Raw genomic sequence first — 25,991 nt, 5'->3', positions numbered from 1 at the left:
CATGTAGCTCAGTTGGTAGAGCACACCCTTGGTAAGGGTGAGGTCGGCAGTTCAAGTCTGCTCATGAGCTCCATAAACAAGAAAGGCCCTGCTGTTTACAGCAGGGCCTTTTTTCATTTTTAAAGCTGATTTGTGAAGATTAATTAGTCTTTGGCTGCGCGCATTTTGAGTTGGGAATTTTCCTGGTTAAGTTATTAGGAGAGGGTAGTGGCAGTTTTAACTGAACGCCTGCGCCTTTGCTTGCCTGTAGAGCAAGAGGCTGCTGCTCTACAGGATTTTTACTGGCGCAACAGAAGGCACCTGTGTTCTTGGGAGCCCAAGAGGGACGATTTCTACTACACCGAGTTGTTTTGGAAACAGGAGCTCTTACTACGCAAGCGTAGGGTTGAAACTGGGACAGGCCTTTCTTGGACGCTTCATGAGGGAGGGTCGGTGCGCATAGTCGGTATTTGTAACTTCTCAAATATTGTCAGAGGAGCTTTTCAGGCTTGCCATTTGGGTTATGCAATAGATGAGGAAAAGCAGGGGCTGGGCTATATGAAAGAAGCTCTAAATGCTCTTATTCCTATTATGTTTGAGGAATATCGTATGCACCGCATTATGGCAAACTATATGCCGGAAAATAACCGAAGTGCTTCTGTGCTTGAGAGTCTAGGCTTTGAAATTGAAGGGAAAGCGAGAGCGTATCTGGAAATTAATGGTCGATGGGAGGATCACACACTAACTGCGCTTGTTAATCCGAATTGGTGACGAGGGCAGTGTTATTGCGTTATTAAATATTTGAATGATTTTTGGTCAGTGACTTCTGAATGGAGTTACTTAATCAAGAAATATAAAGAGAGTATTTTTGATGGTGGTGGGGGGTGGATTCGAACCACCGAAGCTTACGCGTCAGATTTACAGTCTGATCCCTTTGGCCGCTCGGGAACCCCACCATCTGGGGAATATAGTATTTTAGCCATTTTGTCTCAGTGGTGGTGGGGGGTGGATTCGAACCACCGAAGCTTACGCGTCAGATTTACAGTCTGATCCCTTTGGCCGCTCGGGAACCCCACCACAGCGAGACGCCGCGTATACTATTGATATCTGGGCGGTTTGTAAACCTTTTCCGAAGCTTTTTAATTTTTAAAGCGCCAGTAAATACAATCTGTGCTGTCTAGATTACCAATAGTGCTAAAAAACAATACTGTGCTTTGTTTTTACATTAAATTACAAACTTGTTGGCAGATTTGCGTATTCTTGCCACCCCGCACCAGCTGGGACTTTACCCAAAGATGATGTTCTGCGCCGCTGACTTTAGTAAAAAATCAAGTCTTGAAGTGAGTGGTGCTCCCTCCTATATTGTGTGACTTATTCCTATACTCCTACTACATCTTGTGCTCATGTCGCCTTCAGGCTACTAGATGGCCTAAGCAACATATGCTGTACAAGTCGGTTGATGACTTACAGAGAGGACAGACAACTTGAACATGCAAGGCATCATGGTCACCAAGCGCGATGGACGCCAGGAACCTATCGATCTGGACAAAATTCACCGTGTCATTGCTTGGGCTGCAGAGAACTTATCCAATGTTTCTGTTTCTCAGGTAGAGCTGCGTGCTCATATCCAGTTTTTTGATGGTATCCGGACTGACGCTATCCATGAGACCTTGATCAAGTCTGCTGCCGACCTGATCTCAGAGGATGCTCCAGACTATCAGTATCTCGCCGCCCGTCTTGCTATTTTCCACCTTCGTAAGAAAGCGTTTGGCCAGTTTGAACCGCCCCATCTGTTTGGGCATGTTTCTGCGATGGTAGATGCAGGTCGATACGACGAGCACCTGCTGGAAGATTACACGCCTGAAGAGTTTGATCAGCTGAATAGTTATCTTGATCACTGGCGTGATATGAACTTCAGCTACGCGGCAGTGAAACAGCTGGAGGGTAAATACCTGAACCAGAATCGTGTTACAGGCGCTATCTATGAAAGCCCACAGCAGCTTTATATGCTGGTCGCTGCCTGCTTGTTCTCACAATATCCGCGTGATACGCGCCTTGAATATGTTAAGCGCTTCTACGACGCATGCTCTACGTTCAAGCTCTCGCTGCCAACTCCTATCATGGCAGGTGTTCGTACACCCACGCGTCAGTTCAGCTCCTGTGTATTAATCGAATGCGCTGACTCTCTGGACTCCATCAATGCAACAGCGGGGGCCATCGTCAAGTACGTTAGTCAGCGTGCGGGTATTGGCGTGAACATGGGTAACATTCGTGCGTTGGGTAGCCCGATTCGTGGTGGTGAGGCTTATCACACCGGCATGATTCCCTTCGTCAAGCATATGCAGACAGCGGTTAAATCCTGTTCGCAGGGCGGTGTTCGTGGTGGTGCGGCTACCGTGTTCTATCCCATTTGGCACCTGGAAGTCGAATCGCTGCTGGTATTGAAAAATAACCGTGGGGTTGAAGAGAACCGTGCGCGTCATGTTGACCATGCCTTCCAGTTTAACCGCCTGATGTATCAGCGCCTGATTAAAGGTCAAAGCATTACACTTTTCAGCCCTTCTGATGTTCCAGGATTATATAAGGCGTTCTTTGACGATCAGGAAGAGTTTGAACGTCTGTACGATATCTACGAGAAAGACGAGTCGATTCGTAAGAAGCAGATCAAAGCAGTCGACCTTTTCAGCATGTTTGCGCAAGAGCGTGCTCAGACTGGGCGTATTTATCTGCAAAACGTTGATCACTGTAATACGCGTTCTGCTTTCAATCCTAAAAAGGCGCCTGTACGCCAGAGTAATCTTTGTATGGAGATCACTCTGCCGACAAACCCGCTTTATGATGTGCGCGATCCTGAAGGTGAGATTGCTCTTTGTACTTTGTCTGCTTTTAACTTAGGTGCGTTGGACAATCTGGATGAGTTGGAAGGTCTGGCTGATCTGATTGTACGTGCACTGGACAGCCTGTTGACCTATCAGGACTATCCATTGCCTGCAGCGGAGCTTGGCTCATTCAAGCGTCGTACGCTGGGTGTAGGTGTGACCAACTTTGCTTACTATCTTGCGAAGCATGGTGTGCGTTACTCTGACGGTTCCGCTAATGGCCTGACTCACCGTACCTTTGAAGCGATTCAGTTCTATTTGCTGAAAGCCTCTAATAAGCTCGCCATTGAGCAGGGTAAGTGCCCGGGCTTTGAAGACACCTTCTATTCTGAGGGACTGATGCCGATCGACACTTATAAGAAAGATGTCGACAGCTACTGTAATGAGCCGCTGCATCTGGATTGGGATGCCCTCAGAAAGTCTATTGTTGAGCATGGCCTGCGTAACTCTACGCTTACAGCGATTATGCCTTGCGAGACTTCGTCACAGATTACCAACTCTACCAACGGTATTGAGCCTCCTCGTGGGTTTGTCAGCGTGAAGGCTAGTAAAGATGGGATTCTTAAGCAGGTGGTTCCTGAGTATGAGCGTCTGAAAGACGATTACGAGCTACTTTGGAAAATCCCCAATAACGATGGTTATTTGCAGTTGGTGGGGATCATGCAGAAATTCGTCGATCAGGCGATTTCTTCTAACACCAATTATGACCCCTCTCGCTTTGAAGGTGAGAAGGTACCTATGAAGCTGTTGCTGAAGGACCTGCTCACTGCTTATAAGTTCGGTGTCAAAACTCTCTATTATCACAATACTCGTGATGGCGCGAAGGATGACCAGGGTGAAAGCGGCGGCTGTGAAGGCGGTGCCTGCAAGCTTTAATCTCTGACACGGCGTCTTAGGGCGCCGGTCCCTCAAGGTTGCAGAACACCCAGTCATGCTGGGTGTTCTTGATTGTTTAACGGATGCAAATTTCTATGGCGTACTCAACGTTTAATCGCAAAATCTATGATCATCTTAAGCAGCCCATGTTCTTCGGAGAGACAGTTAATGTGGCGCGCTATGATCAGCAGAAACATCCTATTTTTGAGCGCCTGATCGAAAAGCAGCTGTCATTTTTCTGGCGTCCTGAAGAGGTTGACCTCACCACAGATCGCCGGGACTTTATGTCGCTGCCTCCGCATGAACAGCACATCTTTTTGAGTAACCTAAAGTACCAGACATTGCTTGATTCAGTGCAGGGGCGTTCACCAAACATGGCATTCCTGCCAGTGGTTTCGCTTCCTGAACTTGAGACCTGGCTTGAAACCTGGTCTTTCTCTGAGACTATCCACAGCCGAAGCTATACCCACATCATCCGTAACGTTGTGACGGATCCGGGGAAGGTATTTGACGATATTCTGATGAACGAGGAAATCACTAAGCGTGCGATTTCTGTCACTGAGTACTATGACGATTTCATTGCCTGCAGCAGTCACTATATGTTGTCTGGTGAGGGAGAATACGAAGTTGCTGGACAGTTGCAGCAGGTCAATCTGCGTTGTCTGAAGAAGAAGCTTTATCTGACTCTGGCTTCTGTTAACGTCCTTGAAGCCATCCGTTTCTATGTCAGCTTTGCCTGCTCTTTTGCCTTTGCTGAACGAGCGTTGATGGAAGGTAATGCGAAAATCATCAAGTTCATTGCCCGTGATGAAGCACTACACCTTTCAGGCACTCAGCAAATGCTGGTGATGATGGCGAATGGCAGTGATGATCCTGAAATGGTTGAGATTGCTCGTGAGTGCAAAGACGAAGTCGTTGAGATTTTCCGCCAGGCGGCAGAGCAGGAAAAAGAGTGGGCGAAGTATCTGTTCAAGGACGGGTCCATGATTGGTCTCAATGCCAATATTCTTAGCCAGTATGTGGAGTACATCACGACAGTGCGCATGCGTGCGTTAGGTCTTGAGCCACTCTTTAATGTGACTTCCAATCCTTTGCCCTGGATTAACAGTTGGTTGAGTAGTGACAATGTTCAGGTTGCCCCACAGGAATCTGAAATTAGCTCTTATCTTGTCGGTGCTATTGATAGCAGTATCGACAGTGATGACTTTGACGACTTCGACCTGTAAGTCATGGGTAGAGCAGCCTATGCACTGGGTACGGCAGTTGAAGTCAGAGTGAATAATGACTCAGGATTCATCTTTGAAGGTCATGAGTATTCTTTGCTTGAGGCGCTCGAAGCGCAGGATGTGCCTGTGCTGCATAGCTGTCGTGGCGGGTATTGTGGCTGTTGTCGGGTGAGGCTTGAAAAAGGGCTGGTCAATTGGCATCAGGAAAGTCTGGTGCCATTGGCCGATGATGAAATCCTGTGTTGCTGCTGCACTCCACAGAGTGATGTGTCGATAATCCTCCCTGAGGAGTAGTGTCTGCGGGTGTGGGTTGTCATGGATAAGAAGTTTTTCCTCCTCTTCTTCGTAGTAATTTTCGCCGCCGGTTTGACTTATCACGTCATGGTGAAAAAGCAGCTGAATTCGCTGGAAAGTGCTGGGATGAATTTAAACGAGCGTTTTTTGACCTCGCCTTCTCTGGGGTTGGATGACGAAAAACGGATGATGTTTTTAATTACAGCCTCCGATGTGCGTAAAATTCTCTATCAGGATATTGCCTATTTTGAGCCACTCTATCGTCAGTTAAATCACGATAATCATCAGAGTTTACGAGTGGATGTTGTGCTGATGAGTGGTGAGCATGTGATCGTCAAGGCGTCTGACGAACTCACGTGGAAGCAAGTCAGCTCTGCGCTGGCAAGGCGGCTGACGGAGCAGCCCGCGAGACAAAAAAACTGAATGCTCTGAGTGAAGACCAAAAAAAAGCCCCGAACTTCGGGGCTTTTTGTTAAGTACCAGTCCTGTTTGATGTGCTATTAACGCCTTGCTTCTTTAAGGCTGTCAGCGATAAGGAATGCCAGCTCTAATACCTGATCAGCATTCAGGCGCGGATCACAGTGAGTGTGGTAGCGGTCACCCAGTTGGTCCTCGGTGATCTCATAAGCGCCGCCAATGCACTCAGTGACATTACGGCCGGTCATCTCGAAGTGGACTCCACCCGCGTAAGTACCTTCAGCCTTATGTATCTGGAAGAAGGATTTCACTTCTGAGAGTACAGAGGCTACAGAGCGGGTCTTATAGCCCGAGCTCGCTTTAATCGTATTGCCGTGCATCGGGTCGCTGGACCAGAGTACATGCTTGCCTTCACGTTTGATGGCCTGCAGTAGGCGTGGCATATGCTCTTCAACTTTACCTGCGCCCATGCGAACAATGATATTCAGACGGCCTGGGTCGTTCGTGGGGTTCAGAATATCAATCAGGCGCAGCAGGTCTTCAGGATCTGTTGTTGGACCAGCCTTGATGCCAATTGGGTTATGAACGCCGCGCAGGAATTCAACATGTGCGCCATCTGGCTGACGGGTTCGATCCCCGATCCAGAGCATGTGAGCTGCACAGTCATACCATTGGCCGGTAAGACTATCTTGACGAGTCAGCGCTTGCTCATAGGGTAGCAATAAGGCTTCATGGGAGGTGTAGAGCGTGGTCTCTTTCAGCTGTGGCGTGGTGTCATTGTTGATACCACAAGCTTCCATGAACGCCAGTGTTTCATCAATACGGCTTGCCAGATTCTGGTAACGCTCACCCAGTGGGCTTTTTTCAACAAAGTCCAGATTCCACTGATGGACTTTATGAAGATCCGCCATACCGCCCTGAGCAAAGGCGCGCAGAAGGTTGAGCGTGGCGGCAGACTGATTGTAGGCCTGTACCATGCGTTCGGGATCTGGAATGCGGGACTCGCTGGTAAAGTCGATATTATTGATGATATCGCCACGGTAGCTTGGCAGCTCAATACCATCGATGGTTTCAGTATCCGCTGAACGGGGTTTGGCGAATTGGCCAGCCATGCGACCAACCTTGACGACCGGGCAGCCACCAGCAAAGGTAAGTACTACTGCCATCTGCAGCATGACTTTAAAGGTATCGCGGATACTATTTGCGCTAAACTCGGCAAAGCTTTCAGCGCAATCGCCTCCCTGGAGTAAAAAGGCTTTACCTTCTGTGACCTGCTGAAACTGGCGACGAAGCTCGCGAGCCTCGCCTGCAAATACCAGTGGAGGATAACTGGCAAGGCGCTGTTCTACGCTCTTCAACTGGTCTGGGTTAGGATAGGTGGGTACCTGGCGAATGGGGAAATTACGCCAGCTCTCAGGCGTCCAGGAGGTCATGGATGGTATTCCTGTAATTATAGTCTTCAAGGAGGGACGTGAGCGGTAAGCTCACGGTGTCAACATACTTCCAGACTCATCCGGGCAGTGCAAGCTTTAATCATCCTGCATCGCAGTGTTGAAGCGGCGTTGGTAGGTTTACTAAGAGGTGTTGCTGTGCACCTGATTGTGACCAAAACACCCATTTCTGTGACACAGCACTAATACTGTAAAAAGAAGTTGTAACGTGGCTTTTTGTGTCTATACCAGTATTGGGTATAATTACCTGAGATTTAACGGCTTTTTGTATTCACTGTAAAAGCAGTACTGATTTGGCCATATTTTTCATCGCCTCCGTAGCGATCTCATTAAATAGCATCACGGATAAGTAATGGACACTCAAGATACCAGTCATATCCTGATCGTCGAGGACGATGAGCGTCTAGCGGCGCTGACGAAAGAATACCTGGAAAGTAATGGCCTCATGGTGACCGTTGAGTCTAACGGTGCCAATGCGATTGAACTGATTAAGTCCTTATCCCCAGATCTGGTTGTTCTCGACCTGATGCTGCCGGGTGAGGACGGATTAAGTGTATGTCGTCAGGTTCGTCCGGTTTATACCGGTCCCATTCTGATGATGACCTCAAGAAACGATGATCTTGATCAGGTGCTTGGCTTGGAGATGGGGGCGGATGACTATGTCACCAAACCTGTTCGTCCTCGCGTTCTGCTGGCACGTATCCGGGCTTTGTTGCGTCGGGCGCATAGCGTGCCAGAGAAACCTGCAACAGGTCTGAGCATGCCTGAGTCAGAGCAGAACTATTATGAGTTCGGTAATCTGGTACTGGATAACGGTAAGCGCGAAGCTTGGTTGAGCGGCGAAAGTATTGATCTTACTAGCGCGGAATTCGATTTACTTTGGCTGCTTGCCAGTAATGCAGGACGTGTGTTGACGCGCGAAGAGATCTTTACTGCTCTTCGTGGGATTGCTTATGACGGTCAGGACCGATCCATTGATGTACGTATTTCGCGTATTCGTCCAAAGATCGGTGATGATCCGATCCATCCTCGCCGTATCAAAACTGTTCGCAGTCGTGGCTATCTCTTCGTTAAAGATGCCTGATTGTAGATTTCTCCCATACCGAGCCTTATGGCTCGGTATTTCGTTACTGGTGCTGATTTTTATCCCCGCCAAATATTCTGTTGCGGCTTCGTCAGGCTCAAATCCTTCCTCTAATCTCTCTACTCAGGACGTGCTGCCATATCAGGAGGCTCGTGCGTTTGGTTTACGGTTGGCAGATGCAGATCGTGATCTTATCTATCAGGCAATCTATCGTGCCGGTGGACGTCGTCTTTATAAGCGCACCGATGCTGATATTTATGACATCAAGTCGATTTATCCGGATGTCGAAAACTGTCGTGTCATCTTTGATGAAGATGAGCGTGTGGTAGAGATTCTCTATAACTTCAATCCGGGAGTGACGACCAAGGAGAGTCTATTAAAGCTTATTGAGGAGCGGTATGGCCCTTATGATGAGTCGAGTCAGGGACTCAACGGCGAATATAGCTATCTTTGGAAGCTTAAGGGATCAGGTATCCGCTTTTTCTATACACCCACTTCTACCAGCCAAGTACAAACATTTATTGTCCGCTAATTCGCTGTTGCATGTGGGGCGATGAGCATTGTCGAAGCTATCATCTGGCATGCTCGGACGGCCTGACGCCTTGCAGATTTTTAAAGGAAAACTCCTGCGCCGATCGCACAAAGTCCTGAATATATTCAGCATCTTTTTGCTCTTCACGAACCGCTGCATACAGTGTTGCCCATAGGCCCTTGTTGCCAAGAGGGCGCGCGATCACATAATCCCTTTCAAGATATTCTGTCACCGCCCAGTTAGGCAGAGAGCATACACCGCGGCCACTCGCCACAAGCTGAATCATCATCAGTGTAAGTTCGGCCTGACGCACAGCGACCGGTTCAATATCTGCCGGGTCCAGAAAGCGCGAAAATATATCAAGCCTGTCTTTATCTACCGGATAGCAAATCAAGGTTTCCGCTTCCAGGTCCTGAGGTTCGATATAGCTCTTGCGTGCAAGCAGATGACGCTTGCCCATCACCAGCATGGCTTCATAAGTAAAAAGCGGAATGTAGGCCAGATTTGGAGTAGTGACAGGATCTGAAGTGATCACCATATCCAGCTCTCCACGAGTAAGAGCGGGAAGGGGGCTAAAGTTAAAACCACTGGAAAGGTCGAGTTCAACTTCCGGCCAGTTGTCACGGTACTGGTCGATCGTGGGCATTAGCCATTGAAAGCAGCTATGACATTCAATGGCAATATGAAGGCGCCCCGTTTCTCCACCAGCCAGCCTTGCAATATCTCTCTCGGCATTGCGTGCCATTGGCAGAATCTCATCAGCGAGCGTTAGCAAGCGCTGTCCGGCACTGGTGAAGATAAGAGGCTTGGTTTTTCGAATAAAAAGTGAACAGTTGAGCCGGTCTTCCAGATCTTTGATTTGGTGTGACAGAGCGGACTGGGTCAGATGGACTCGTTCGGCCGCTTCTACGAGACTGCCGGTTTCTCGCAAGGCAACCAGAGTACGAAGATGGCGAAGTTCAATCATAAGACTCTCTGCTTCTCACTGTGACATGGTGGCCAAAAGAATCAGACCGGTCATTGTGAAAGCATAGCATGCAATTAGAGAAGTGGAGGCTAAGCAGAAAAGGAGGCACCAATAGATGCCTCCTGTGGGGGTCTAATCAGGTGAGGAGAAACTCAAGCAAGGCTTTCTGGGCATGCAGACGATTAGCGGCCTGAACGAAGACATCTGCACGTGGGTCATCAATCATGTCTTCACTGATTTCTTCACCACGATGTGCAGGCAGACAGTGAAGGAACAGAGCGTCTTTATCAGCCAGATCCATCAGGGCAGGGGTGACCTGGAAGGCAGCAAAAGCCGCTTTGCGTTGTCGTGCCTCTTCTTCCTGACCCATGGAGGCCCAGACGTCAGTGCTCACCAGATGTGAGCCAGCAACGGCTGCCTTGGCATCATAAAAGACTTTGACGCGATCGCCAGCCTGAGCCAGTAACTCGGCACTGGGCTCATAACCTTCAGGACAGGCAATGTGCAGGGTAAAGTCCAACAGCTCAGCTGCTTCAATATAGGAATGGCACATGTTGTTACCATCGCCTACCCAGCAGGCAATCTTGCCCTGAATATCGCCGCGCAGTTCAGCGTAAGTCTGCATATCTGCCAGCAACTGGCAGGGATGGTGATCATCCGTCAGGCCATTGATTACCGGAATAGAGGAGTACTCGGCAAAGCGCTCCACAGCGGCATGGTCAAAGGTACGGATCATGACCGCATCGACCATACCTGAAAGTACACGTGAGGTGTCTTCGATAGGCTCGCCGCGTCCCAGTTGAGTATCTCGCGGTGAAAGAAAAATCGCACCGCCACCAAACTGGATCATGCCTGCCTCAAAGGAAACGCGTGTCCGGGTGGAGGATTTTTCGAAAATCATGCCCAGAACGCGATTTTTGAGTGGCTCGTAGATCTCTCGTCGACGGTGCATGGCTTTGAGTTCTTGTGCACGGGCGATAAGCTGTTTCAGCTCTTGGGGAGAAAGATCCTTGAGGGTCAGAAAATGGCGAATGTTCATGATATCTCTTTACAGTCCGTATACGGCCAATCAGGTGTCCGCCTGAGTATTAAGGCAGTATCTTCATGTCGGTAAGTGATGTGTATTCATGCCGGGAGTGGCATGTCTTAACCTGTAAGCAGCTTTTTAAGCGTTAAACTGCCCGTGTTTCAGCATTTTTCACTGAGGTGTGAAAAAACCGAAAGAGTAGTTTTCTCATGCCTTCCATGATTAATCAATAGGTTATGAGTCTTAAGATTGATCTCATGCAGAGGGATGCTTGGAAAAGCGCTTACCCGCCCCGATATTCGTCACCACAAACAGATTTTATGAAGCCTGACGAGGCAAAGCGGCCTTGTTATACTTCGCCCACACAATTTTGCAGTGAGTAGTCACCATGGAAGTTATTGAGGCAATCAAAAACCAGATTTCTGAGAACGATATCCTTCTCTATATGAAAGGCACGCCACAGTTCCCACAGTGCGGCTTCTCATCACGCACTGTTGAAGCGGTTATGTCTTGCGGACATAAATTCGCTTACGTGAATATTCTGGAGCATCCGGAAATTCGCTCTGAACTGCCAAAATACGCGAACTGGCCGACTTTCCCCCAACTGTGGGTGAAAGGTGAGCTGGTTGGTGGTTGTGATATCGTGACTGAAATGGCCCAGAGCGGTGAGCTTCAGGGCCTGCTCGACGGCGCTGCAGCGACCAAAGAAGCTTGATGATACCGGTGCTTAAGGGCGCCGGATTTGTTGCCCCCAGTGGTTTGGAACTGCTGGGTATTGTCATGTAATGGAGAAACGGAACCATGAGCGTACTCGTTGGAAAACAAGCCCCTGACTTTACTGCAGCAGCGGTACTGGGTGATGGTCAGATCGTTGATACTTTCAATCTGAAAGAAACGATCAAAGGTAAGTATGGTCTGGTATTTTTCTATCCACTGGACTTCACCTTCGTTTGCCCTTCCGAGCTGATCGCACTGGACCATCGTACTGATGCGTTTGCAGAGCGTGGTGTTGAAGTCATCGGTGTTTCTATCGATTCACAGTTTACCCATAATGCATGGCGTAATACTCCCGTCGACAAAGGCGGCATTGGCCAGGTGAAATACACGCTGGTTGCTGACACCAAGCACGAAATCTGCCGTGCCTACGACGTTGAAGCTGCTGATGGTGTTGCTTTCCGTGGTGCGTTCCTGATCGACAAGGACGGTGTTGTTCGCTCCCAGATCGTTAACGACCTGCCTCTGGGTCGCAACATGGAAGAGCTGCTGCGTCTGGTTGACGCTCTGCAGTTCCACGAAGAGCATGGCGAAGTATGCCCAGCTAACTGGAAGAAAGGTGATGCAGGCATGCAGGCCAGCCCTGAAGGCGTGGCAAGCTACCTGTCTGGTAACGCTGACAAGCTTTAATTCTCGGCGTAAGACGAAAAAAGCCCGGTTAATACCGGGCTTTTTTGTTTTTGTAGGATGTTCTGAGCGGGCTCTGTTCTCAGCGAGACTTTATTTAAAGATTCCAGCCACCCAGTGTTCGCCACTGATTCACAATGCTGCAGAAAAGCTCGGCAGTTTTTTCAGCGTCGTAGCGGGCACTGTGGGCGGCGCGCCCATCAAAATCAATTGATGCAGCTTCACAGGCTTTGGCCAGAACGGTCTGACCATAGGCAAGGCCTGCCAGCGTTGCTGTATCAAAACTCGAGAAAGGATGGAAAGGGTTACGCTTGTGATCGCAGCGAGCCACGGCTGCATTCAGGAAATTCAGGTCGAAAGAAGCATTATGTCCGACAAGAATAGCTCTTTTGCAGCCATAGGACTTGATCGACTTACGTACGGGCTTAAAAATGCTGTCCAGCGCTTCGACCTCATTGATCGCCATTGCGATACGATCAGGATCATTCGGGTTGATTCCCGTAAACTCCAGGGCGCTTTGTTCAAGGTTAGCGCCTTCGAAAGGATTAACGTGGCACTCGACGGCTTCCATCGGATAGAGCCAGCCTTGTTCGTCCATGCCGATGACTACTGCTGAGATTTCTAGCAACGCATCCGTGTTGTGGTTGAAGCCTGCGGTCTCTACATCAATAACGACAGGCAGATAGCCGCGGAAACGGTTTGCCATCAAAGCATCAGGAGTGGTCACATTAGTACCTTTTCTTAGAAACAATTGCGCGCGAAGGCATTCTAGCAAGTCCCCGATAGTCAAACAAATAGCGACACCGTTGGTTAAGTTTTTTATCAGGTCGCCGATAACTAAATGGCAGCAGCAACGCTGGCTGATGAGAATAAGCCCAGGTGAGGTGGTTTTAAGCATGAAAACTCTGACGAACAATCCGGCAATGTGGGCTAAACGCTCATGCTTACTGCTTGGGTTGGCGTTTTTCGCCAGTCAGAGCCACGCTGTTACTTTCTCTGCAGGTCTGGAAAATACGGCCTGGAATTTAGAAGCCTCTCCCTTTACCTGTAAACTCAGTCAGACTATTCCTGCGTTCGGTACCGCAACCTTTGAGCGCGAAGCCGGTGAGTCAGTGCTTTTCTATCTGGAGGCCAGCCAGCGTGAATTGCTTAGTGGTCAGGCTGTGTTGCAGGCCGAGTCGCCAGCCTGGCTACCAGGATTTAGCAATACCCGCATTGGACTAGTTAACCTGGATGAAGGTAAGAAGCGGGTCAAAGTAGATTCGAAAGAGGCCAGCATTATGTTGGCATCTTTGCATCAGGGTAAGTTTCCGACCTTCAATGCCCGTTCTTTCTCCCAGAGTCAGGACAGTTTGCGTGTACAGGTATCCTCGGTCAATTTCCAGGATGCCTATAATCGCTACCAAACCTGTATTGCAGGTTTGCTCCCTGTCAATTTCCGTCAGATTGCACGTACCGCCATTTTGTTTAACTCCGATGGTACGGATATGTCGGATGATGCTAAAGATCGTCTGGACATGATTGCTCGTTATATCAGCGTCGATAAGTCGGTGCTGTCGATTTACGTGGATGGTCATGCTGATGCACAAGGGCGCCGATTACTGAACCGTGATCTCTCCAAAAAACGTGCTCAGGCCGTGAGCGACTATCTGGTCAAGAAGGGGATTCCCGAAAGTATGGTAATTACCCGATTCCACGGCGAACGTTATCCGGTCGTGGATAATAAAACTGCAGATCATCGTGCCCGTAACCGTCGTGTGACGATTCGTCTTGATCGGGAAGCCAACTCCAGTAATGGCGAGTTTCCTGAGGAAGATGCGACGCAGACCCAATAAAACTGTCTTGTAATTCTTCGGGTGTGCCCCTACCTATGTTGGATCGTTAACCCTATCGACAACACAGGAAACAAGGATGCGCATTCTGCATACGATGCTGCGAGTTGGTAATCTGCAGCGCTCAATCGACTTCTACACCAATGTACTGGGTATGCATCTGATCCGTGAGTCAGAGAATGCCGAGTACAAATACACCCTGGCTTTTCTTGGTTATGGTCCCGAAAGCGAAACCGCGGTGATTGAGTTGACCTATAACTGGGGTGTGGACTCCTATGATCTTGGCAACGCCTATGGTCACATTGCGATCGAGGCTGACGATATTTACGGCACCTGTGAGCAGATCAAACAGCAGGGTGGCAAAGTGACTCGTGAGCCTGGTCCTGTAAAAGGTGGCTCTACAGTGATTGCCTTTGTTGAAGATCCCGATGGCTACAAAATCGAGCTGATCGAGAAAAAGGGTGTTGGTAGCGGCCTCGGTAATTAAGCACCTGGCCATAGGCAGTTGAATAAAAAGCCGCTCTTAAGAGCGGCTTTTTTTATCCCTGGATATTTTGAGCGTGGTTATCACGTCTTCAGGTTTCTGTCGGGCTAATGAGTGGTTCGGGCTGACGACGTGCGCGTGCCAGTAACCAGCAGAAGGTCAGGACAGCTGCACACAGCCATAAGGCGCCAACGGGCATGGTCCAGAAAGCGTTATCCAGTCCAATCATCTGTGCCAGCCAGCCGGTAAGAAAGGAGAAAGCCTGAGCTCCGAAGGAAACCGAAATGACTGCGGTCCCGGAGAGCAGTGGACCTTTGTGCTGGGCTTCGCCCATCGCCTGTGACAGGAGCATGGGAAACAGTCCGCCAAGACCCAGGCCTAATAAACCATTACCCAGCTCAAGTCCGTGGATGCTTTGGGAAAACTTGAGCATAAAACCACCCACGCCGCACAGAATTGCCATCAACGTCATTAACAGACGGATATTGACCCAACGTAACAGGATGATGAAGCCTAGTCGGCTTATCACCATACCGCCGGTAAAATACATAAAGGCCTGCCGAGCTGTATCACCATCAAAACCCAGTCCGTCCTGGGCATAACTCACAAACCAATTGCCGTTACCCCACTCGATTGCTCCATAACCAAGCATCGCCATTGCCATGGCAAGAAAGAGTGGGATTTTAAGCAGAGCAATAAAACCACCTTGCTGACCGTCACTCTCACCACTGCCTTCCATGAGCGTGTCTGGCAGGAACTGTTGCGCCCACCAGGAGGCAATTGCCAGGAGAATGAGAAAGGTGGCAATCACTCGCAGTGACCAGCGCCAGTCGAGGTCCAGTCCATAGAGTAGGGTTATGAGTCCGGGAACGACCATGGTGCCAAAACTGAAGGTGAAGTCTCCCAGCCCCATCATCGTAACGCGCCTTTTGGCATGAAGTGCCGCAACCAGCGTATGACCGATGGTAAACATCACGGAGGAAAACACGCCAGCCAGTGCTCCACCCAGCAATAACCAGTTCGCCGAATTGACGACTGAGATAAGGCTCAAAAGCAGGGTCAAAATAAGTGAAAGTACAGAGAAGAGTCTCAGAAACGGAAAGCGGGTGATGTACTTTCCGCCGAGAAAAGCACCACCCACCATTCCCAGTGAGAAAACCATGAAGAAGGTGCCCGAAAATACCTTGCTCATGGCCAGCTCTGTCGACATGGCGGGGAGGATCACTCCCCACACCAGGCTGACATGGCCCAACATAAAGTACGCGCAGAAAATAACCAGGGTAACGATAGTGGGCCGACTCATGAGAAGTCCTTGTCAGGCGAGAGGTGCGCGTCAGAAAGAGTTATTTCTTGATCCACTGACCATTGGCATTTTGCACATACTCGCCACCCGAGGCCTTATCGTAGAGACGCTGCCCAATGCGAACTTCCATCACATCCAGCGTGACGCCTGCTGCGGAAGCATTGCGCTGATAGACCTGGCGGCGCTTTTCATTGATGTCATTGACCAGTGAGTCTACCGCGTTATTGCCTTTTACCATGGCAACAAGGTAGCCGCGATTGCTTTCACCGACCAGCCCCTGAGATTTGGCGCTATCAATATCCAGAGCCCAGACCATGGCAGAAAACATCAGGCCGGCCAGAACGCTTACCAGTAAAGAAAATCGTTTCATCGTCATCACACATCCTTAGAACAGATCGCTGTTCTGATCCAGCAGGGTATCAATTTGTCGATCCAGCTTAACCAGTACTTCATGCTCGATCTTGACGTTAAGGTTTATGGTAATTGGCTTCTCCGGAGCCTCTACTCGCACACTTGGGCTACAGCCCGTTAATGCAAGTAGTAGCAAACATGGCAAAGCTAATCTGATCATCATGGCAATCCTTGTGTCAGTTATATCCTGGGCGCCTAAGTGAGTTGGCAACATCATTGGCTGGCGGAGGGGGGGGGGGATTCACCCAGAGACTCCCGAATGCGATCCCCCAGGACGGTATCCAGTTTGCCTGTCATCTGCAGAGATCGTAAGAGCTGCAGAAGGTTCTCTTCAATGTTGATATTAAAGTTCACTAGCCGGCCATCTTCAAAATCAGGATTTCTTCCAGAAAGATGCGTTCCCAGCACTAACGATCCATCCGGTTGATAATCAACGCTGGCATCCATGCTGTCATAACGGAAGTCTTTCAAGAGTGTCGATACCGATCCCAGCTGCGGATAGGTTTGCTGCAGCTTCTCGAAACCCAGTTCACCCTGATAACTCAGTTGGCCACCGTCGCCTGTGCTACTGAGATTTCCTGCCTTTATGGCAAGACCTGTGCCGGGGGTGTAACGAAACGGCAGAAGCCCCGTTACTCTGCCACTTCCCTGAACGGGCGAAGAAGGGTGCGTCGCCAGCATGGCCTGCAAGGAAAGCTGGTTAAGGTTCAGCTCTCCCGTAATGCTGCCAGGCCAGTCAAACTCCATGGGATTCAGGCGCGCGCTACCGTGCAGTAGATCAGCGCTTAGCTGTTCAATCACGACATGATAGCGCTCAGGTTGCAGGCTAAGGCTGCCCTGAGCATACACATTGCTGGTCGCCAGCAGATCATAAGCGGGCAGGCGGGCATTAAAGCCCAGGGTGCCTGCATCAACATTGCCCTTATAAGTGTAGTTAGCCGTCAGGCCTTGCCAGGCGGGGTATCCTGACCATTCACCGGATGACTTGATCTGACCTCGGCCATTCAGCGCAAGATCAGGGGCGAAGCTGTAATCGCCGACCCAGCTCAGCTGCCCATTGAGCTGATGAAGTTCTGCGCGACCAAGGAGTGGCTTCAGCTCATTAAGCTCCAGATCCGCACGCAATTTACCTTGATGACTACTGCCATTGATAGTGCCAGCAGCTGAAGCGGTTGATTGCGCTGTTGCCAGATTCAGGTGATAGGACTGCTGATCATTAACGCTCAGGTAGTCAGCGGAAAGCGTCGTCGACAGCGTCGTGCCTCCTTTCAGGGTAAGCGGCACGCTTTGGTCAGGCAGTGTCAGGTTGAGTGAAAGTGGAGTGTCAGGCTGCCAGCGTAACTGACGCAGACGCAATGGCCAGTGGTGTTCTGCAACGCCGATCTGGCCAAGATGAATGCCTTGGTTGGCAAGAGTCAGTGTCGCCGGAACCATCGATAAACTTTGTCCGGGGCCCCATTGCAGTTGAAGAGGTTCAGACCAGCTCAGCTTGCTGGCCTGGCTGGTAATTGCCCCGCTGGAGAGTTTGTCCATACTCAGTTGGCCGCTGTCCTCAAGGCTTAGCAGGTAGCCATCGGGCGTGCTTTTCAGTTGCCAGGGAATAGCGGCTCTTACTCCCTGAAGCCAGGTGGAACCAAGCTGCCACTGGGGAAAGGATGCCAGCAGAGTGCCGCCCAGCCCTTTCTCGCTGACTTCATCAATACTGGCAATGAATTGAGTGTCCTGCTGATTAGGGAGTTGTGCCTGGACATTGATGTCACCATTGAGGCGCGGATAAGGCTGACCTGGCTGCCACTGAATCTCGGTATTAGGGCTAATCTGGGCATTCAGATAGGTGCGAGGAGGCAGCTCCAGGCCCAGTGAAGACGTATCAAATGGCCACTCGAGAGACGATGGGGACGCAAAGACGATAGCCAGATTATTCGGTGTCAGTGTGAGTTGTGCATTCAACTGCCCATCCATTGGCTCGGGATTCAGCTCAGGCATCACCCAATGCAGCTTGAGGGTGGTATCGATGATGAGTTGCTGACCAGAATCACCCGGCTGCCAGTGCAGTGCCAGGTTGGCGTTGTTCCCGATCTGCTGAGGGTCCGTCAGTTGCACTTCTGCGTTATCGCCATCAATCAGCGTCAGACCCAAATGCAGCGGCGCTTCCATGCTGGAGAGGTTGATATCTCCTTCAAAAGTACCGCCAATACCAGCATCCAGGTTCAGTTTTCCCTGCAGCCTGGCTTTGTCATTAGTGACATCCAGCGTATCGATGCGCAGGTGATTGGTTGGTAGCTGGCTGAGCCAGTCGCGGGGAGCAATGGGAGGAACCAGCGTGGTGGTACTATCCGAAGTGTCACTGAGGGACTCGACTTGCAAAGAGCCTACGTGCACATCTTCCACATAGCCCTGCGCCAGGGTAGGCGGAGCGTAGGTGATGCCGACTTCATTGAGGGTCAGGCGCGTTTCGCCATTCTCTAGCACCAGATAGTCAAGATACCAGTGCTGAAGGTCAGGATGGTTGACCTTGATGCCTTTGATTTCCCAGCCCGGCATGGCCCGCTGTAACCAGGCATCAAGTAAAGGTGGCAGCGTTGTAGGCAGTGTCAGGTACAGACCAAGAAGGACAAAGATCAGACCCAGTGCTGCATACCCTAAACGTTGCATTCAGCTCTCCCTGTCGAGCAATAGACTTCCTGCGATTATGCCTGCAACGTCCTGGATGATGAAGCGCCTGAGAAGCCCGTCAGATTTCGGTTTTTTCCTTGAAATCACAGAGGTCGCTAATAATGCAGGCGCCACACCGAGGCTTGCGGGCAACACAGATGTAACGTCCATGAAGAATAAGCCAATGATGGGCATCCAGTCGAAATTCTTTCGGCACCATGCGCAGCAGTTTTTTCTCCACCTCTACCACATCTTTACCCGGTGCAATGCCTGTTCGGTTAGAGACACGGAAGATATGGGTATCGACAGCGATGGTGGGCTGACCAAAGGCGGTATTCAGCACGACATTGGCGGTCTTTCTGCCTACGCCTGGGAGTGCTTCGAGGGATTCTCGGTCCTGCGGAACTTCGCCACCGTGCTTGTCGACCAGTATCCGGCAGGCTTTGATGACGTTTTCAGCTTTGCTGTTGTAGAGCCCGATAGTCTTGATGTACTGCTTCAGACCCTCAAGCCCAAGAGCCAGAATGGCTTCGGGGGTGTTGGCCACGGGATAGAGCTTATCTGTGGCCTTGTTAACCCCTTTGTCCGTCGCTTGCGCTGAGAGCACTACTGCAATCAGCAGTTCAAAGGGTGTGGTGTAGTTCAGTTCTGTTTTCGGTTCGGGGTTTTCCGCGCGAAGGCGTTCAAAAATAATCTGACGTTTCTGGTTGTTCACCCCGACCTTCCTGTACTGATACCTGTAAATGCGTGATCAGCTGATATTACCGGTAACACGCACCCGGCGGCTACCCGCTTCAACAGGCTGAGGTTTTGCGGCGCGAGCTTTAATGCGCTGATCAATCAGGTTTTTTAGCGCAATCAACAGCCCCAGTGCCACGAAAGCGCCGGGTGGAAGCACTGCAAAAAGAAAGCCTGGGTATTCGTGGAAAACAACAATTTTCCAGTGCGCTGCGATGGGACCAAAAAGCAGGTCCATCTGGTTAAAGAGGGTGCCCTGGCCAATGATTTCGCGAATGGCTCCCAGTAGTACCAAAACCACAGTGAAGCCCAGACTCATGGTGAAACCATCCCACACGGAGGGAAGAACCGGGTTCTTGCTGGCAAAGGCATCTGCACGACCAAGAATGACGCAGTTGGTCACAATGAGTGGAATAAAGATGCCGAGAACTTCATAGAGCTCATAGGTGAAGCCCTGCATCAACAGCTCAACACAGGTGGTGAGTGAGGCGATGATCATGACAAAAGTCGGCAGACGAATCGCATCGGTCACCTGATTGCGGATCAGGGAGACCGCGAGATTGGAAGAGGTGAGTACCGCCATTGTGGCGAGACCAAGCCCTAAGGCGTTGACCACAGAGGCCGAGACGGCAAGTAGTGGACATAACCCGAGTAGCTGTACCAGTGCCGGGTTGTTCTTCCAGAGACCTTGATAGCTGATGTCGCGATACTGGCTCATGGTTTGGCTCCCGCAGGTTTCTTAGGGGCAAGGGTCAATAACTGATCCTTGTTGGCAGCGAAGTATTCCAGGCCGTTATGAATAGCGCCGACGACTGCCCGTGGTGTAATTGTGGCACCAGCAAACTGGTCAAACTCGCCACCGTCTTTTTTGACCTTCCACTCCTCACCATTGGTATTGCCCAGTGATTTTCCGGTGAAGGCCATAATCCAGTTGGATTTACGGGTTTCAACCTTGTCACCCAGTCCCGGTGTTTCCTTGTGCTCAACGACGCGAGCTCCCGCCAGAGTGCCATCTGCCCATACACCGATAATTACGCGAATGTCGCCACTGTAACCCTGATGGGTAATGACGGGCAGGAAGACCGCATTTACTTTGCCGTCTTTCACGGACTGGAACGCATAGGGGATACCACTGTTGTTCAGTGACCCGGCAGGAAGGGCGACCTCATGATCAAAAAACGAGCCGTCGTGCTGATCAGCGCTCACCATTTCGGCAAGGGCTTTGGTCGCAGCGGCGACTTTATTCTCATTGATGCGCTCAGAAGTGGTTGCCTGAACGACGGCAATCGTGCCTGCCGTAAGAACGGCAAAGAGGCCAAGGCCAAGGCTGTTACGTTTTATCGAGTCAATAAGCATGGTGATTAACTCTTCTTCGGCAATCCACGCTTGGCACGGCGGTGGCCGTAGGTGCGTGGCTGAGTGTAGTAGTCGAGAAACGGGGCCGCGAGATTCATCAGAAGTACGCTAAAGGCGATTGCATCCGGGTAGTTGCCCCAGGTGCGAATCACGAACAGCAGAACGCCAATACCCGCACCGTAGATCAGCTTGCCTTTATTACTGGTCGCCGCGGTGACAGGATCGGTAGCAATGAAAAAGGCACCGAACATGGTTGCTCCCGCCATCAGATGGAAGACCGGAGAGGCATGGTGCCCGGGGTTCATCAGATAGTAGACACCCGAGGTAATGGCCAGTGAGGCAACCAGTGCAACCGGGATGTGCCAGGTAATAATCCGGCGGTAGAGCATATAAAGTCCACCCAGCACCCAGGCAAGGCTAAGCCAGATCCACGCAGGCCAGATACTGACCAGAGAGGTATTCTGTTGCCACAGCTCCGCAATGCTGGTCGCGCCCTTGTGACGCACTACATCGAGCGGTGTTGCTGAGGTAATGGCATCCGGAAGAAGCAGGCTGCCTTCGAAGATATAGTGAAGCCCGGTCATAAAGTCAGGGCTGGTCATGGCCGTGGCAGGGGTTGTCCACTGGGTCATTGGGACCGGAAGGGCCACAAGCAGCAGAGCATAGCCCACCATTGCCGGGTTAAAGGGATTGTATCCAAGCCCGCCATAAATCTGTTTGGCAAAGATGATCGAGAACGCTGTGCCGATCACGATCAGCCACCATGGCGCATAAGGTGGGATCGACAGGGCCAGTAGCCAGGCAGTAACCAGCGCGCTGGAGTCCTTGAGATAGAAACTCACCGGGCGCTTGCGAAGGTACATGATGATTCCTTCGCAGAGCAGAGCCGTCAACGTGCCCAGTGCGATCTGAACCAGGCTGCCCCAGCCAAACATCCAGATGAGTGTGGCGATACCCGGCACCATGGCAATCATTACCGCCTGCATCACTTGTGCGGTACTGAGTTGCTGGCGGGTAAAGGGTGAAGTTGAATTGATCATGAGGGATTAACTCTGGGCAGCATTCAGGGCGGCTTGCGCTTGCTCAGCCTGAGCACGCGCAGATTCCAGGGCAGCAAGGCTGGCGGTGGTATCTCCACCGTCTTGCTGGACTTGCTCATGGGCGCGTTCCGCTTTCTTGGCGGCGGCTTTGGCCATGGCTGCATCAATCTTCAATTTTTTAAGATCCGCTGGCTGAGCAGGTGTACTTTCAGCCGACGCAGTCGCTGTTGAGGCTTCGCTCTCTGCCGCTGACAATGCCTGTTCTGCTGTGGCCGACTTCGCCTGTAAATCCATGACTGTGCTGCGTAGCGTGTCGACGCTTTCGCCGTCCATGCCTTTGGCCTCAGCGGTTTGCAGTGCCTGTTCGGCCTTTTTAAGCTTGGTTCGAGCTACTGCAGCTGCAGTCTTCAGTGCTTTTAGATCCTGCCCGGCAGAAGACTCTGAGGTCGATGCGGACTTTTCCGCAGCCTGCAGCGCATGATCGGCTTCCAGTGATACTTTGCTTAGCTGATCAAACTCTTGCTGTAGCAAGGTGGTTTCTTCACCTGCTTCACGCGCCGCGACCAAGGCTTTTTCCGCTTTCTTGGCTTTTGTGCGGGCAATGGCAGCATCAATTTTAAGTTGTTTGGTATCGACCGCAGCAGGGACAGGCGCGTGGGCTTTCTCGGCTTCTGTCAGTGCGTGGTCAGCCTCTTCAGCGGCTTTGGCCAGCTGCTGATATTCACTTTCCAGTTGAGAGAGGTTGGCATCACCATTTTCAGTTGCGGCGACCAGTGCCTTTTCCGCCTTTTTCGCTTTGGTGCGAGCGATGGCAGCTGCCACTTTCAGGGCTTTGACATCAACGCCCGCATTAGCATTTGCTGCAGGCGCGGCCGATTGCTCTGCTTTTTGTAGGGCAGTCTCTGCGTCAGCGGAAGCTTGCTGCAGGATATTAAGCTCCTGCTCGAGCGCTTGTGTTTCGTCGCCGGACTCCTGCGCCGCAGCCAATGCCTTTTCCGCTTTCTTAACTTTGGTGCGAGCAATCGCCGCAGCTGTTTTCAGTGTCTTGATATCATCTGCAGCAACGGCGGGAGTCGCAGAGGCTGTCGCAGATGGGGCAACAGCAACACCAGCGGCTTTGGCTGCCTGGGCCTTAGCCGCTTCTTCTGCGCGTGCTTTACGCTTGGCTTCTTTCTCATCAATCTCGCGTTGCAGACGCGCCTGACGTGCTTCGAAGCGAATACGTGCATGCTCCGCTTTCTGGTGCTCGGCCGCTTCCTGACGAATCTCATCCTTGGCATTGCGGTAATACTGAACCAGCGGAATGCTGCTTGGGCATACGTAGGCACAAGCGCCGCACTCAATGCAGTCAAAGAGGTTGAACTGTTCGGCCTTATCGTATTCCTGGCTGCGGGCGAACCAGTAAAGCTGCTGTGGCAGGAGGTATTCAGGGCAGGCCTGTTCACAAAGACCGCAACGAATGCAGGCCTGAGAGGGCGGCGTCGCTGGCATTTCAGCAGGCGTTGAGGCAATCAGGCAGTTGGTCAGTTTAGTGACTGGCGTGCTGTATTCCTGCAATGGAAAGCCCATCATCGGGCCGCCCATAATCAGCTTGTTGAGCTGTTTGCTGTCGACTCCTGCGAAGTTGAGCAAGAACTCAACCGGCGTGCCGATCAGCGCTTCAACGTTCTGAGGTGTCGAAAGGGCTTGCCCTGTCAGCGTAGTCACACGGCTGATGAGTGGCTCCCCTAGAGTCACCGCTCGGAAGATGGCAGCAGAGGTGCCCACATTCACACAAATCACACCAATTTCATGGCTACGCCCTGCGCTTGGAACTTCACGGCCAGTGAGCAGGTAGGTCAGCTGTTTAGCACCCCCGGAAGGATACTTGGTCGGTACTACTGCGACTTCCACAGGGTAAATTGAACGCATCGCGGCTTCTTTCAGTGCGGCGATAGCCTGAGGCTTGTTGTCCTCAATACCTACGATGATACGGGGCTTGCCGAGCAGCCAGGCCAGAATTTCGCCCCCACGCAGCACTTCATCGGCCCGCTCACGCATCAGCATGTCATCCGCAGTGATGTAAGGCTCGCATTCGGCACCATTCAGAATCAGCGTATCAATAGGGTTGCTGTCTGGGGTGGTAAGTTTGATGTCCGTGGGGAAGCCTGCGCCACCAAGCCCGGCGATACCGGCATTGCGCAGGAAGCTGAGCACGGTTTCCCGGCTTTCATTGAGGTAGTCCGTCAGCGGAATGCGCTGTGTCCACTCATCCAGACCATCAGGCTCAATATGGATGCACAGATCCGCCATTCCTGAAGGATGCGGCACGGCGTGTTGAGCAATGGCAATCACTTTACCGGACGTCGGCGCATGGACGGCGGCACTGACGCGTCCAAAGGGCTCGGCCACCATCTGACCTTTAAGCACTTTATCACCCACGGCGACGATAGGTTCTGCCGCGGCGCCGGTGTGTTGTTTCATCGGCAGGATGATTTTGCCCGGCAGTGGCGGATTAGCGATGGGCTGTTGGGTTGACTGTGACTTGTTTTCGGGCGGATGAATGCCGCCGCCGAAGTCATAAATCTTCAGTGGAAGGGTGCCTGTTTCACGGCTGAGAGCACTCATGCTGCATGTCCTCTGCCACGGTCGGTCATAATCAGGTTCTCTGCTTTCTCAGGAGCTGGCCAAACCCAGTTATCCAGGGTGCTTTGTAAGGGAATCATGTCAATACAATCTACGGGGCAGGGCTCAACGCAGAGATCGCATCCGGTACACTCGCTGGTGATCACGGTATGCATCTGTTTTGCGGCACCAAGAATGGCGTCAACCGGGCATGCCTGAATGCACTTGGTGCAGCCAATACACTCATCTTCCCGGATAAAGGCGACGGACTTGGGTTTCTCCTCTCCGTGTGCGGCATCCAGTGTTGGCGCTTCAACGCCCAGAAGATCGGCCAGCGCATCAATCGTGGACTGGCCACCGGGAGGGCATTTATTGATTTCATCGCCGCCGGCAATCGCTTCGGCATAGGGGCGACAGCCTGGATAGCCACACTGACCGCACTGTGTTTGAGGTAACAGACCATCAATCTCATCGACGATGGGGTCTCCCTCAACTTTGAAGCGGATAGCGGCAAAACCCAGAATGGCGCCGAAGACTAATGCCAAGCCCAGCAAGGCGACTACTGCATAAATAATCAACGTCATGGTGCTGTCCTCAGATCTGAACCAGACCGGTAAAGCCCATGAATGCCAGAGAGATCAACCCGGCGGTAATCATGCTGATGGCTGCGCCTTTGAAAGGGCTTGGCACATCCGCCACAGCGATACGCTCGCGCATTGCCGCAAAGAGTACGAGCACCAGTGAAAAGCCAACTGCTGCGCCAAAACCGTAAAAGACGGAGTCCACCAGGCTGTTCTGCTTTTTGATATTGAGCAGCGCAACGCCCAGCACCGCGCAGTTAGTGGTGATCAGCGGCAGGAAAATCCCCAGAACTTTGTAAAGCACCGGGCTGGTTTTATGCACCACCATCTCGGTGAACTGAACGACCACCGCAATCACCAGAATAAAGGCAATGGTTTGCAGGTATTCGATACCCAGCGGTTTCAGAATGAAGGCATAAGTGAGGTAACTGCACAGTGATGACAATGTCAGTACAAAAGTCGTGGCCAGAGACATGCCGATAGCTGTCTCAAGCTTGTTGGAGACCCCCATGAAGGGGCAAAGTCCAAGAAACTGAACCAACACGAAGTTGTTGACCAGGATCGTACTGACAAGAATCAGGGCGATATCAGACATCGTTACATATCACTTCATTGTGGAGTGCAGGCCGAAAACGCCTGAACGGGTTGATCCGCAGGTACTACTTAAATCGCCATCTTGGTTTATTCGCCATTCTGGCCGAGTTGTAGTTACTGGGGCTGCTTTAATCTCTGTTGGCATCTGTAGACAGGAGTTTCAAGAGAGCGTTCCCAGTGGTACCAGATATTGTCTCATTCTAATGAGGACAGGTCGAAAATGCCGCTTCTGAGTTAGAACTTAACTAACTACGTTATTT

26 protein-coding genes and 2 tRNA genes are annotated in these 25,991 nt (G+C 51.2%); 11 read left to right on the top strand and 17 right to left on the bottom strand.

Annotation, left to right across the window (positions count from 1 at the left end; all coding sequences use genetic code 11):
• Positions 1-207: 207 nt before the first annotated feature.
• Complete coding sequence (locus tag ACKC9G_RS07225) at positions 208-750, top strand: GNAT family N-acetyltransferase (protein WP_411404264.1); 543 nt, start codon at positions 208-210, stop codon at positions 748-750.
• Between the two features lie 101 nt (positions 751-851).
• On the opposite strand, the gene ACKC9G_RS07220 is transcribed toward ACKC9G_RS07225, so the two are convergent.
• Positions 852-935: transfer RNA gene (locus ACKC9G_RS07220), tRNA-Tyr, on the bottom strand.
• A gap of 37 nt (positions 936-972) precedes the next feature.
• A tRNA-Tyr gene (locus tag ACKC9G_RS07215) sits at positions 973-1,056 on the bottom strand.
• A gap of 413 nt (positions 1,057-1,469) precedes the next feature.
• On the opposite strand from ACKC9G_RS07215, the gene nrdA reads away from it, so the two are divergent.
• The 4 genes from nrdA to ACKC9G_RS07195 all read left to right on the top strand — a co-directional run bounded on the left by nrdA (position 1,470) and on the right by ACKC9G_RS07195 (position 5,677).
• On the top strand, positions 1,470-3,734 hold the full coding sequence (nrdA, locus tag ACKC9G_RS07210; protein ID WP_411404266.1) for a class 1a ribonucleoside-diphosphate reductase subunit alpha: 2,265 nt from the start codon (positions 1,470-1,472) through the stop codon (positions 3,732-3,734).
• 95 nt (positions 3,735-3,829) lie between these two features.
• On the top strand, positions 3,830-4,960 hold the full coding sequence (nrdB, locus tag ACKC9G_RS07205; RefSeq protein ID WP_411404263.1) for a class Ia ribonucleoside-diphosphate reductase subunit beta: 1,131 nt from the start codon (positions 3,830-3,832) through the stop codon (positions 4,958-4,960).
• Between the two features lie 3 nt (positions 4,961-4,963).
• A complete protein-coding gene (gene yfaE / locus ACKC9G_RS07200) occupies positions 4,964-5,254 on the top strand; it encodes a class I ribonucleotide reductase maintenance protein YfaE (protein ID WP_411404262.1) in 291 nt (96 codons plus the stop codon).
• Positions 5,255-5,275: 21 nt separating this feature from the next.
• A complete protein-coding gene (locus tag ACKC9G_RS07195; RefSeq protein ID WP_411404261.1) occupies positions 5,276-5,677 on the top strand; it encodes a hypothetical protein in 402 nt (133 codons plus the stop codon).
• Between the two features lie 77 nt (positions 5,678-5,754).
• Here the strand turns inward: ACKC9G_RS07195 and ACKC9G_RS07190 are convergent, their stop codons facing one another.
• Positions 5,755-7,104, bottom strand: a complete 1,350-nt coding sequence (locus tag ACKC9G_RS07190) for a class II 3-deoxy-7-phosphoheptulonate synthase (RefSeq protein WP_411404260.1) — start codon at positions 7,102-7,104, stop codon at positions 5,755-5,757.
• Between the two features lie 370 nt (positions 7,105-7,474).
• Between ACKC9G_RS07190 and ACKC9G_RS07185 the strand changes: the two genes are divergently transcribed.
• The gene (locus ACKC9G_RS07185) at positions 7,475-8,206 is read left to right on the top strand and encodes a response regulator (RefSeq protein ID WP_411404259.1); all 732 of its coding nucleotides are present in this window, start codon (positions 7,475-7,477) and stop codon (positions 8,204-8,206) included.
• The gene (locus ACKC9G_RS07180) at positions 8,136-8,738 is read left to right on the top strand and encodes a hypothetical protein (RefSeq protein ID WP_411404267.1); all 603 of its coding nucleotides are present in this window, start codon (positions 8,136-8,138) and stop codon (positions 8,736-8,738) included. Before ACKC9G_RS07185 ends, ACKC9G_RS07180 begins: the two co-directional genes overlap by 71 nt.
• A gap of 40 nt (positions 8,739-8,778) precedes the next feature.
• Here ACKC9G_RS07180 and ACKC9G_RS07175 read toward each other — a convergent pair whose 3' ends face one another.
• Both ACKC9G_RS07175 and argF read right to left on the bottom strand, forming a co-directional pair.
• Positions 8,779-9,705, bottom strand: coding sequence for a LysR family transcriptional regulator (locus ACKC9G_RS07175; RefSeq protein WP_411404258.1), 927 nt, complete (start codon positions 9,703-9,705; stop codon positions 8,779-8,781).
• Positions 9,706-9,841: 136 nt separating this feature from the next.
• Positions 9,842-10,744 (bottom strand): ornithine carbamoyltransferase, encoded by a 903-nt coding sequence (gene argF, locus ACKC9G_RS07170; protein WP_411404257.1) that lies wholly within the window; start codon positions 10,742-10,744, stop codon positions 9,842-9,844.
• A gap of 376 nt (positions 10,745-11,120) precedes the next feature.
• Here argF and grxD point away from each other — a divergent pair, with 376 nt between their 5' ends.
• Positions 11,121-11,447: a Grx4 family monothiol glutaredoxin gene (gene grxD / locus ACKC9G_RS07165; RefSeq protein WP_411404256.1), complete on the top strand. Its 327-nt coding sequence runs from the start codon at positions 11,121-11,123 to the stop codon at positions 11,445-11,447.
• 86 nt (positions 11,448-11,533) lie between these two features.
• Complete coding sequence (locus ACKC9G_RS07160; RefSeq protein ID WP_411404255.1) at positions 11,534-12,136, top strand: peroxiredoxin; 603 nt, start codon at positions 11,534-11,536, stop codon at positions 12,134-12,136.
• Between the two features lie 94 nt (positions 12,137-12,230).
• On the opposite strand, the gene rnt is transcribed toward ACKC9G_RS07160, so the two are convergent.
• Positions 12,231-12,839: a ribonuclease T gene (gene rnt, locus ACKC9G_RS07155; RefSeq protein ID WP_411404265.1), complete on the bottom strand. Its 609-nt coding sequence runs from the start codon at positions 12,837-12,839 to the stop codon at positions 12,231-12,233.
• A gap of 190 nt (positions 12,840-13,029) precedes the next feature.
• On the opposite strand from rnt, the gene ACKC9G_RS07150 reads away from it, so the two are divergent.
• Together ACKC9G_RS07150 and gloA are read left to right on the top strand one after the other, a co-directional pair.
• Positions 13,030-13,968, top strand: coding sequence for a flagellar protein MotY (locus ACKC9G_RS07150; protein ID WP_411404254.1), 939 nt, complete (start codon positions 13,030-13,032; stop codon positions 13,966-13,968).
• 76 nt (positions 13,969-14,044) lie between these two features.
• Positions 14,045-14,452, top strand: a complete 408-nt coding sequence (gloA, locus tag ACKC9G_RS07145; protein WP_411404253.1) for a lactoylglutathione lyase — start codon at positions 14,045-14,047, stop codon at positions 14,450-14,452.
• Positions 14,453-14,540: 88 nt separating this feature from the next.
• On the opposite strand, the gene ACKC9G_RS07140 is transcribed toward gloA, so the two are convergent.
• The 11 genes from ACKC9G_RS07140 to rsxA all read right to left on the bottom strand — a co-directional run bounded on the left by ACKC9G_RS07140 (position 14,541) and on the right by rsxA (position 25,732).
• Positions 14,541-15,752, bottom strand: a complete 1,212-nt coding sequence (locus ACKC9G_RS07140; protein ID WP_411404252.1) for an MFS transporter — start codon at positions 15,750-15,752, stop codon at positions 14,541-14,543.
• 40 nt (positions 15,753-15,792) lie between these two features.
• Positions 15,793-16,122: a YdbL family protein gene (locus ACKC9G_RS07135; RefSeq protein ID WP_411404251.1), complete on the bottom strand. Its 330-nt coding sequence runs from the start codon at positions 16,120-16,122 to the stop codon at positions 15,793-15,795.
• A 15-nt stretch (positions 16,123-16,137) separates the two neighbouring features.
• Positions 16,138-16,326 (bottom strand): YnbE family lipoprotein, encoded by a 189-nt coding sequence (locus ACKC9G_RS07130; protein ID WP_411404250.1) that lies wholly within the window; start codon positions 16,324-16,326, stop codon positions 16,138-16,140.
• Positions 16,327-16,376: 50 nt separating this feature from the next.
• Positions 16,377-18,818: a YdbH domain-containing protein gene (locus tag ACKC9G_RS07125; RefSeq protein ID WP_411404249.1), complete on the bottom strand. Its 2,442-nt coding sequence runs from the start codon at positions 18,816-18,818 to the stop codon at positions 16,377-16,379.
• 79 nt (positions 18,819-18,897) lie between these two features.
• Entirely contained in the window at positions 18,898-19,533 is a 636-nt protein-coding gene (gene nth / locus ACKC9G_RS07120) for an endonuclease III (protein ID WP_411404248.1), read from the bottom strand.
• 36 nt (positions 19,534-19,569) lie between these two features.
• Positions 19,570-20,274, bottom strand: coding sequence for an electron transport complex subunit E (locus ACKC9G_RS07115; protein WP_411404247.1), 705 nt, complete (start codon positions 20,272-20,274; stop codon positions 19,570-19,572).
• Complete coding sequence (gene rsxG / locus ACKC9G_RS07110; RefSeq protein WP_411404246.1) at positions 20,271-20,912, bottom strand: electron transport complex subunit RsxG; 642 nt, start codon at positions 20,910-20,912, stop codon at positions 20,271-20,273. Before rsxG ends, ACKC9G_RS07115 begins: the two co-directional genes overlap by 4 nt.
• A gap of 5 nt (positions 20,913-20,917) precedes the next feature.
• Entirely contained in the window at positions 20,918-21,952 is a 1,035-nt protein-coding gene (gene rsxD, locus ACKC9G_RS07105; protein ID WP_411404245.1) for an electron transport complex subunit RsxD, read from the bottom strand.
• Positions 21,953-21,958: 6 nt separating this feature from the next.
• Positions 21,959-24,559, bottom strand: a complete 2,601-nt coding sequence (gene rsxC, locus ACKC9G_RS07100; protein ID WP_411404244.1) for an electron transport complex subunit RsxC — start codon at positions 24,557-24,559, stop codon at positions 21,959-21,961.
• Positions 24,556-25,140 (bottom strand): electron transport complex subunit RsxB, encoded by a 585-nt coding sequence (rsxB, locus tag ACKC9G_RS07095; RefSeq protein WP_411404243.1) that lies wholly within the window; start codon positions 25,138-25,140, stop codon positions 24,556-24,558. The genes rsxC and rsxB overlap by 4 nt, the downstream gene beginning before the upstream one ends.
• Positions 25,141-25,150: 10 nt before the next feature.
• Positions 25,151-25,732, bottom strand: coding sequence for an electron transport complex subunit RsxA (rsxA, locus tag ACKC9G_RS07090; protein ID WP_411404242.1), 582 nt, complete (start codon positions 25,730-25,732; stop codon positions 25,151-25,153).
• Between the last annotated feature and the right edge of the window lie 259 nt (positions 25,733-25,991).

Origin of the sequence: Pokkaliibacter sp. CJK22405 (genome assembly GCF_046614695.1) — a bacterium.
Taxonomy (GTDB): domain Bacteria; phylum Pseudomonadota; class Gammaproteobacteria; order Pseudomonadales; family Balneatricaceae; genus Pokkaliibacter.
This window is presented reverse-complemented; position numbering and strand designations above follow the sequence as displayed.

Excerpts from the sequence above, each read along its gene's own strand:
- ACKC9G_RS07135 (WP_411404251.1), bottom strand. The coding sequence starts at position 16,122 with ATGAAACGATTTTCTTTACTGGTAAGCGTTCTGGCCGGCCTGATGTTT.
- rsxA (WP_411404242.1), bottom strand. The coding sequence starts at position 25,732 with ATGTCTGATATCGCCCTGATTCTTGTCAGTACGATCCTGGTCAACAAC.
- rnt (WP_411404265.1), bottom strand. The coding sequence starts at position 12,839 with ATGGCAAACCGTTTCCGCGGCTATCTGCCTGTCGTTATTGATGTAGAG.
- ACKC9G_RS07180 (WP_411404267.1), top strand. The coding sequence starts at position 8,136 with ATGATCCGATCCATCCTCGCCGTATCAAAACTGTTCGCAGTCGTGGCT.
- ACKC9G_RS07115 (WP_411404247.1), bottom strand. The coding sequence starts at position 20,274 with ATGAGCCAGTATCGCGACATCAGCTATCAAGGTCTCTGGAAGAACAAC.
- nrdB (WP_411404263.1), top strand. The coding sequence starts at position 3,830 with ATGGCGTACTCAACGTTTAATCGCAAAATCTATGATCATCTTAAGCAG.
- grxD (WP_411404256.1), top strand. The coding sequence starts at position 11,121 with ATGGAAGTTATTGAGGCAATCAAAAACCAGATTTCTGAGAACGATATC.
- ACKC9G_RS07190 (WP_411404260.1), bottom strand. The coding sequence starts at position 7,104 with ATGACCTCCTGGACGCCTGAGAGCTGGCGTAATTTCCCCATTCGCCAG.
- ACKC9G_RS07160 (WP_411404255.1), top strand. The coding sequence starts at position 11,534 with ATGAGCGTACTCGTTGGAAAACAAGCCCCTGACTTTACTGCAGCAGCG.
- rsxG (WP_411404246.1), bottom strand. The coding sequence starts at position 20,912 with ATGCTTATTGACTCGATAAAACGTAACAGCCTTGGCCTTGGCCTCTTT.
- ACKC9G_RS07185 (WP_411404259.1), top strand. The coding sequence starts at position 7,475 with ATGGACACTCAAGATACCAGTCATATCCTGATCGTCGAGGACGATGAG.
- rsxB (WP_411404243.1), bottom strand. The coding sequence starts at position 25,140 with ATGACGTTGATTATTTATGCAGTAGTCGCCTTGCTGGGCTTGGCATTA.
- ACKC9G_RS07150 (WP_411404254.1), top strand. The coding sequence starts at position 13,030 with ATGAAAACTCTGACGAACAATCCGGCAATGTGGGCTAAACGCTCATGC.
- ACKC9G_RS07130 (WP_411404250.1), bottom strand. The coding sequence starts at position 16,326 with ATGATGATCAGATTAGCTTTGCCATGTTTGCTACTACTTGCATTAACG.
- gloA (WP_411404253.1), top strand. The coding sequence starts at position 14,045 with ATGCGCATTCTGCATACGATGCTGCGAGTTGGTAATCTGCAGCGCTCA.
- argF (WP_411404257.1), bottom strand. The coding sequence starts at position 10,744 with ATGAACATTCGCCATTTTCTGACCCTCAAGGATCTTTCTCCCCAAGAG.
- nrdA (WP_411404266.1), top strand. The coding sequence starts at position 1,470 with ATGCAAGGCATCATGGTCACCAAGCGCGATGGACGCCAGGAACCTATC.
- ACKC9G_RS07195 (WP_411404261.1), top strand. The coding sequence starts at position 5,276 with ATGGATAAGAAGTTTTTCCTCCTCTTCTTCGTAGTAATTTTCGCCGCC.
- rsxD (WP_411404245.1), bottom strand. The coding sequence starts at position 21,952 with ATGATCAATTCAACTTCACCCTTTACCCGCCAGCAACTCAGTACCGCA.
- ACKC9G_RS07140 (WP_411404252.1), bottom strand. The coding sequence starts at position 15,752 with ATGAGTCGGCCCACTATCGTTACCCTGGTTATTTTCTGCGCGTACTTT.
- yfaE (WP_411404262.1), top strand. The coding sequence starts at position 4,964 with ATGGGTAGAGCAGCCTATGCACTGGGTACGGCAGTTGAAGTCAGAGTG.
- ACKC9G_RS07125 (WP_411404249.1), bottom strand. The coding sequence starts at position 18,818 with ATGCAACGTTTAGGGTATGCAGCACTGGGTCTGATCTTTGTCCTTCTT.
- ACKC9G_RS07175 (WP_411404258.1), bottom strand. The coding sequence starts at position 9,705 with ATGATTGAACTTCGCCATCTTCGTACTCTGGTTGCCTTGCGAGAAACC.
- rsxC (WP_411404244.1), bottom strand. The coding sequence starts at position 24,559 with ATGAGTGCTCTCAGCCGTGAAACAGGCACCCTTCCACTGAAGATTTAT.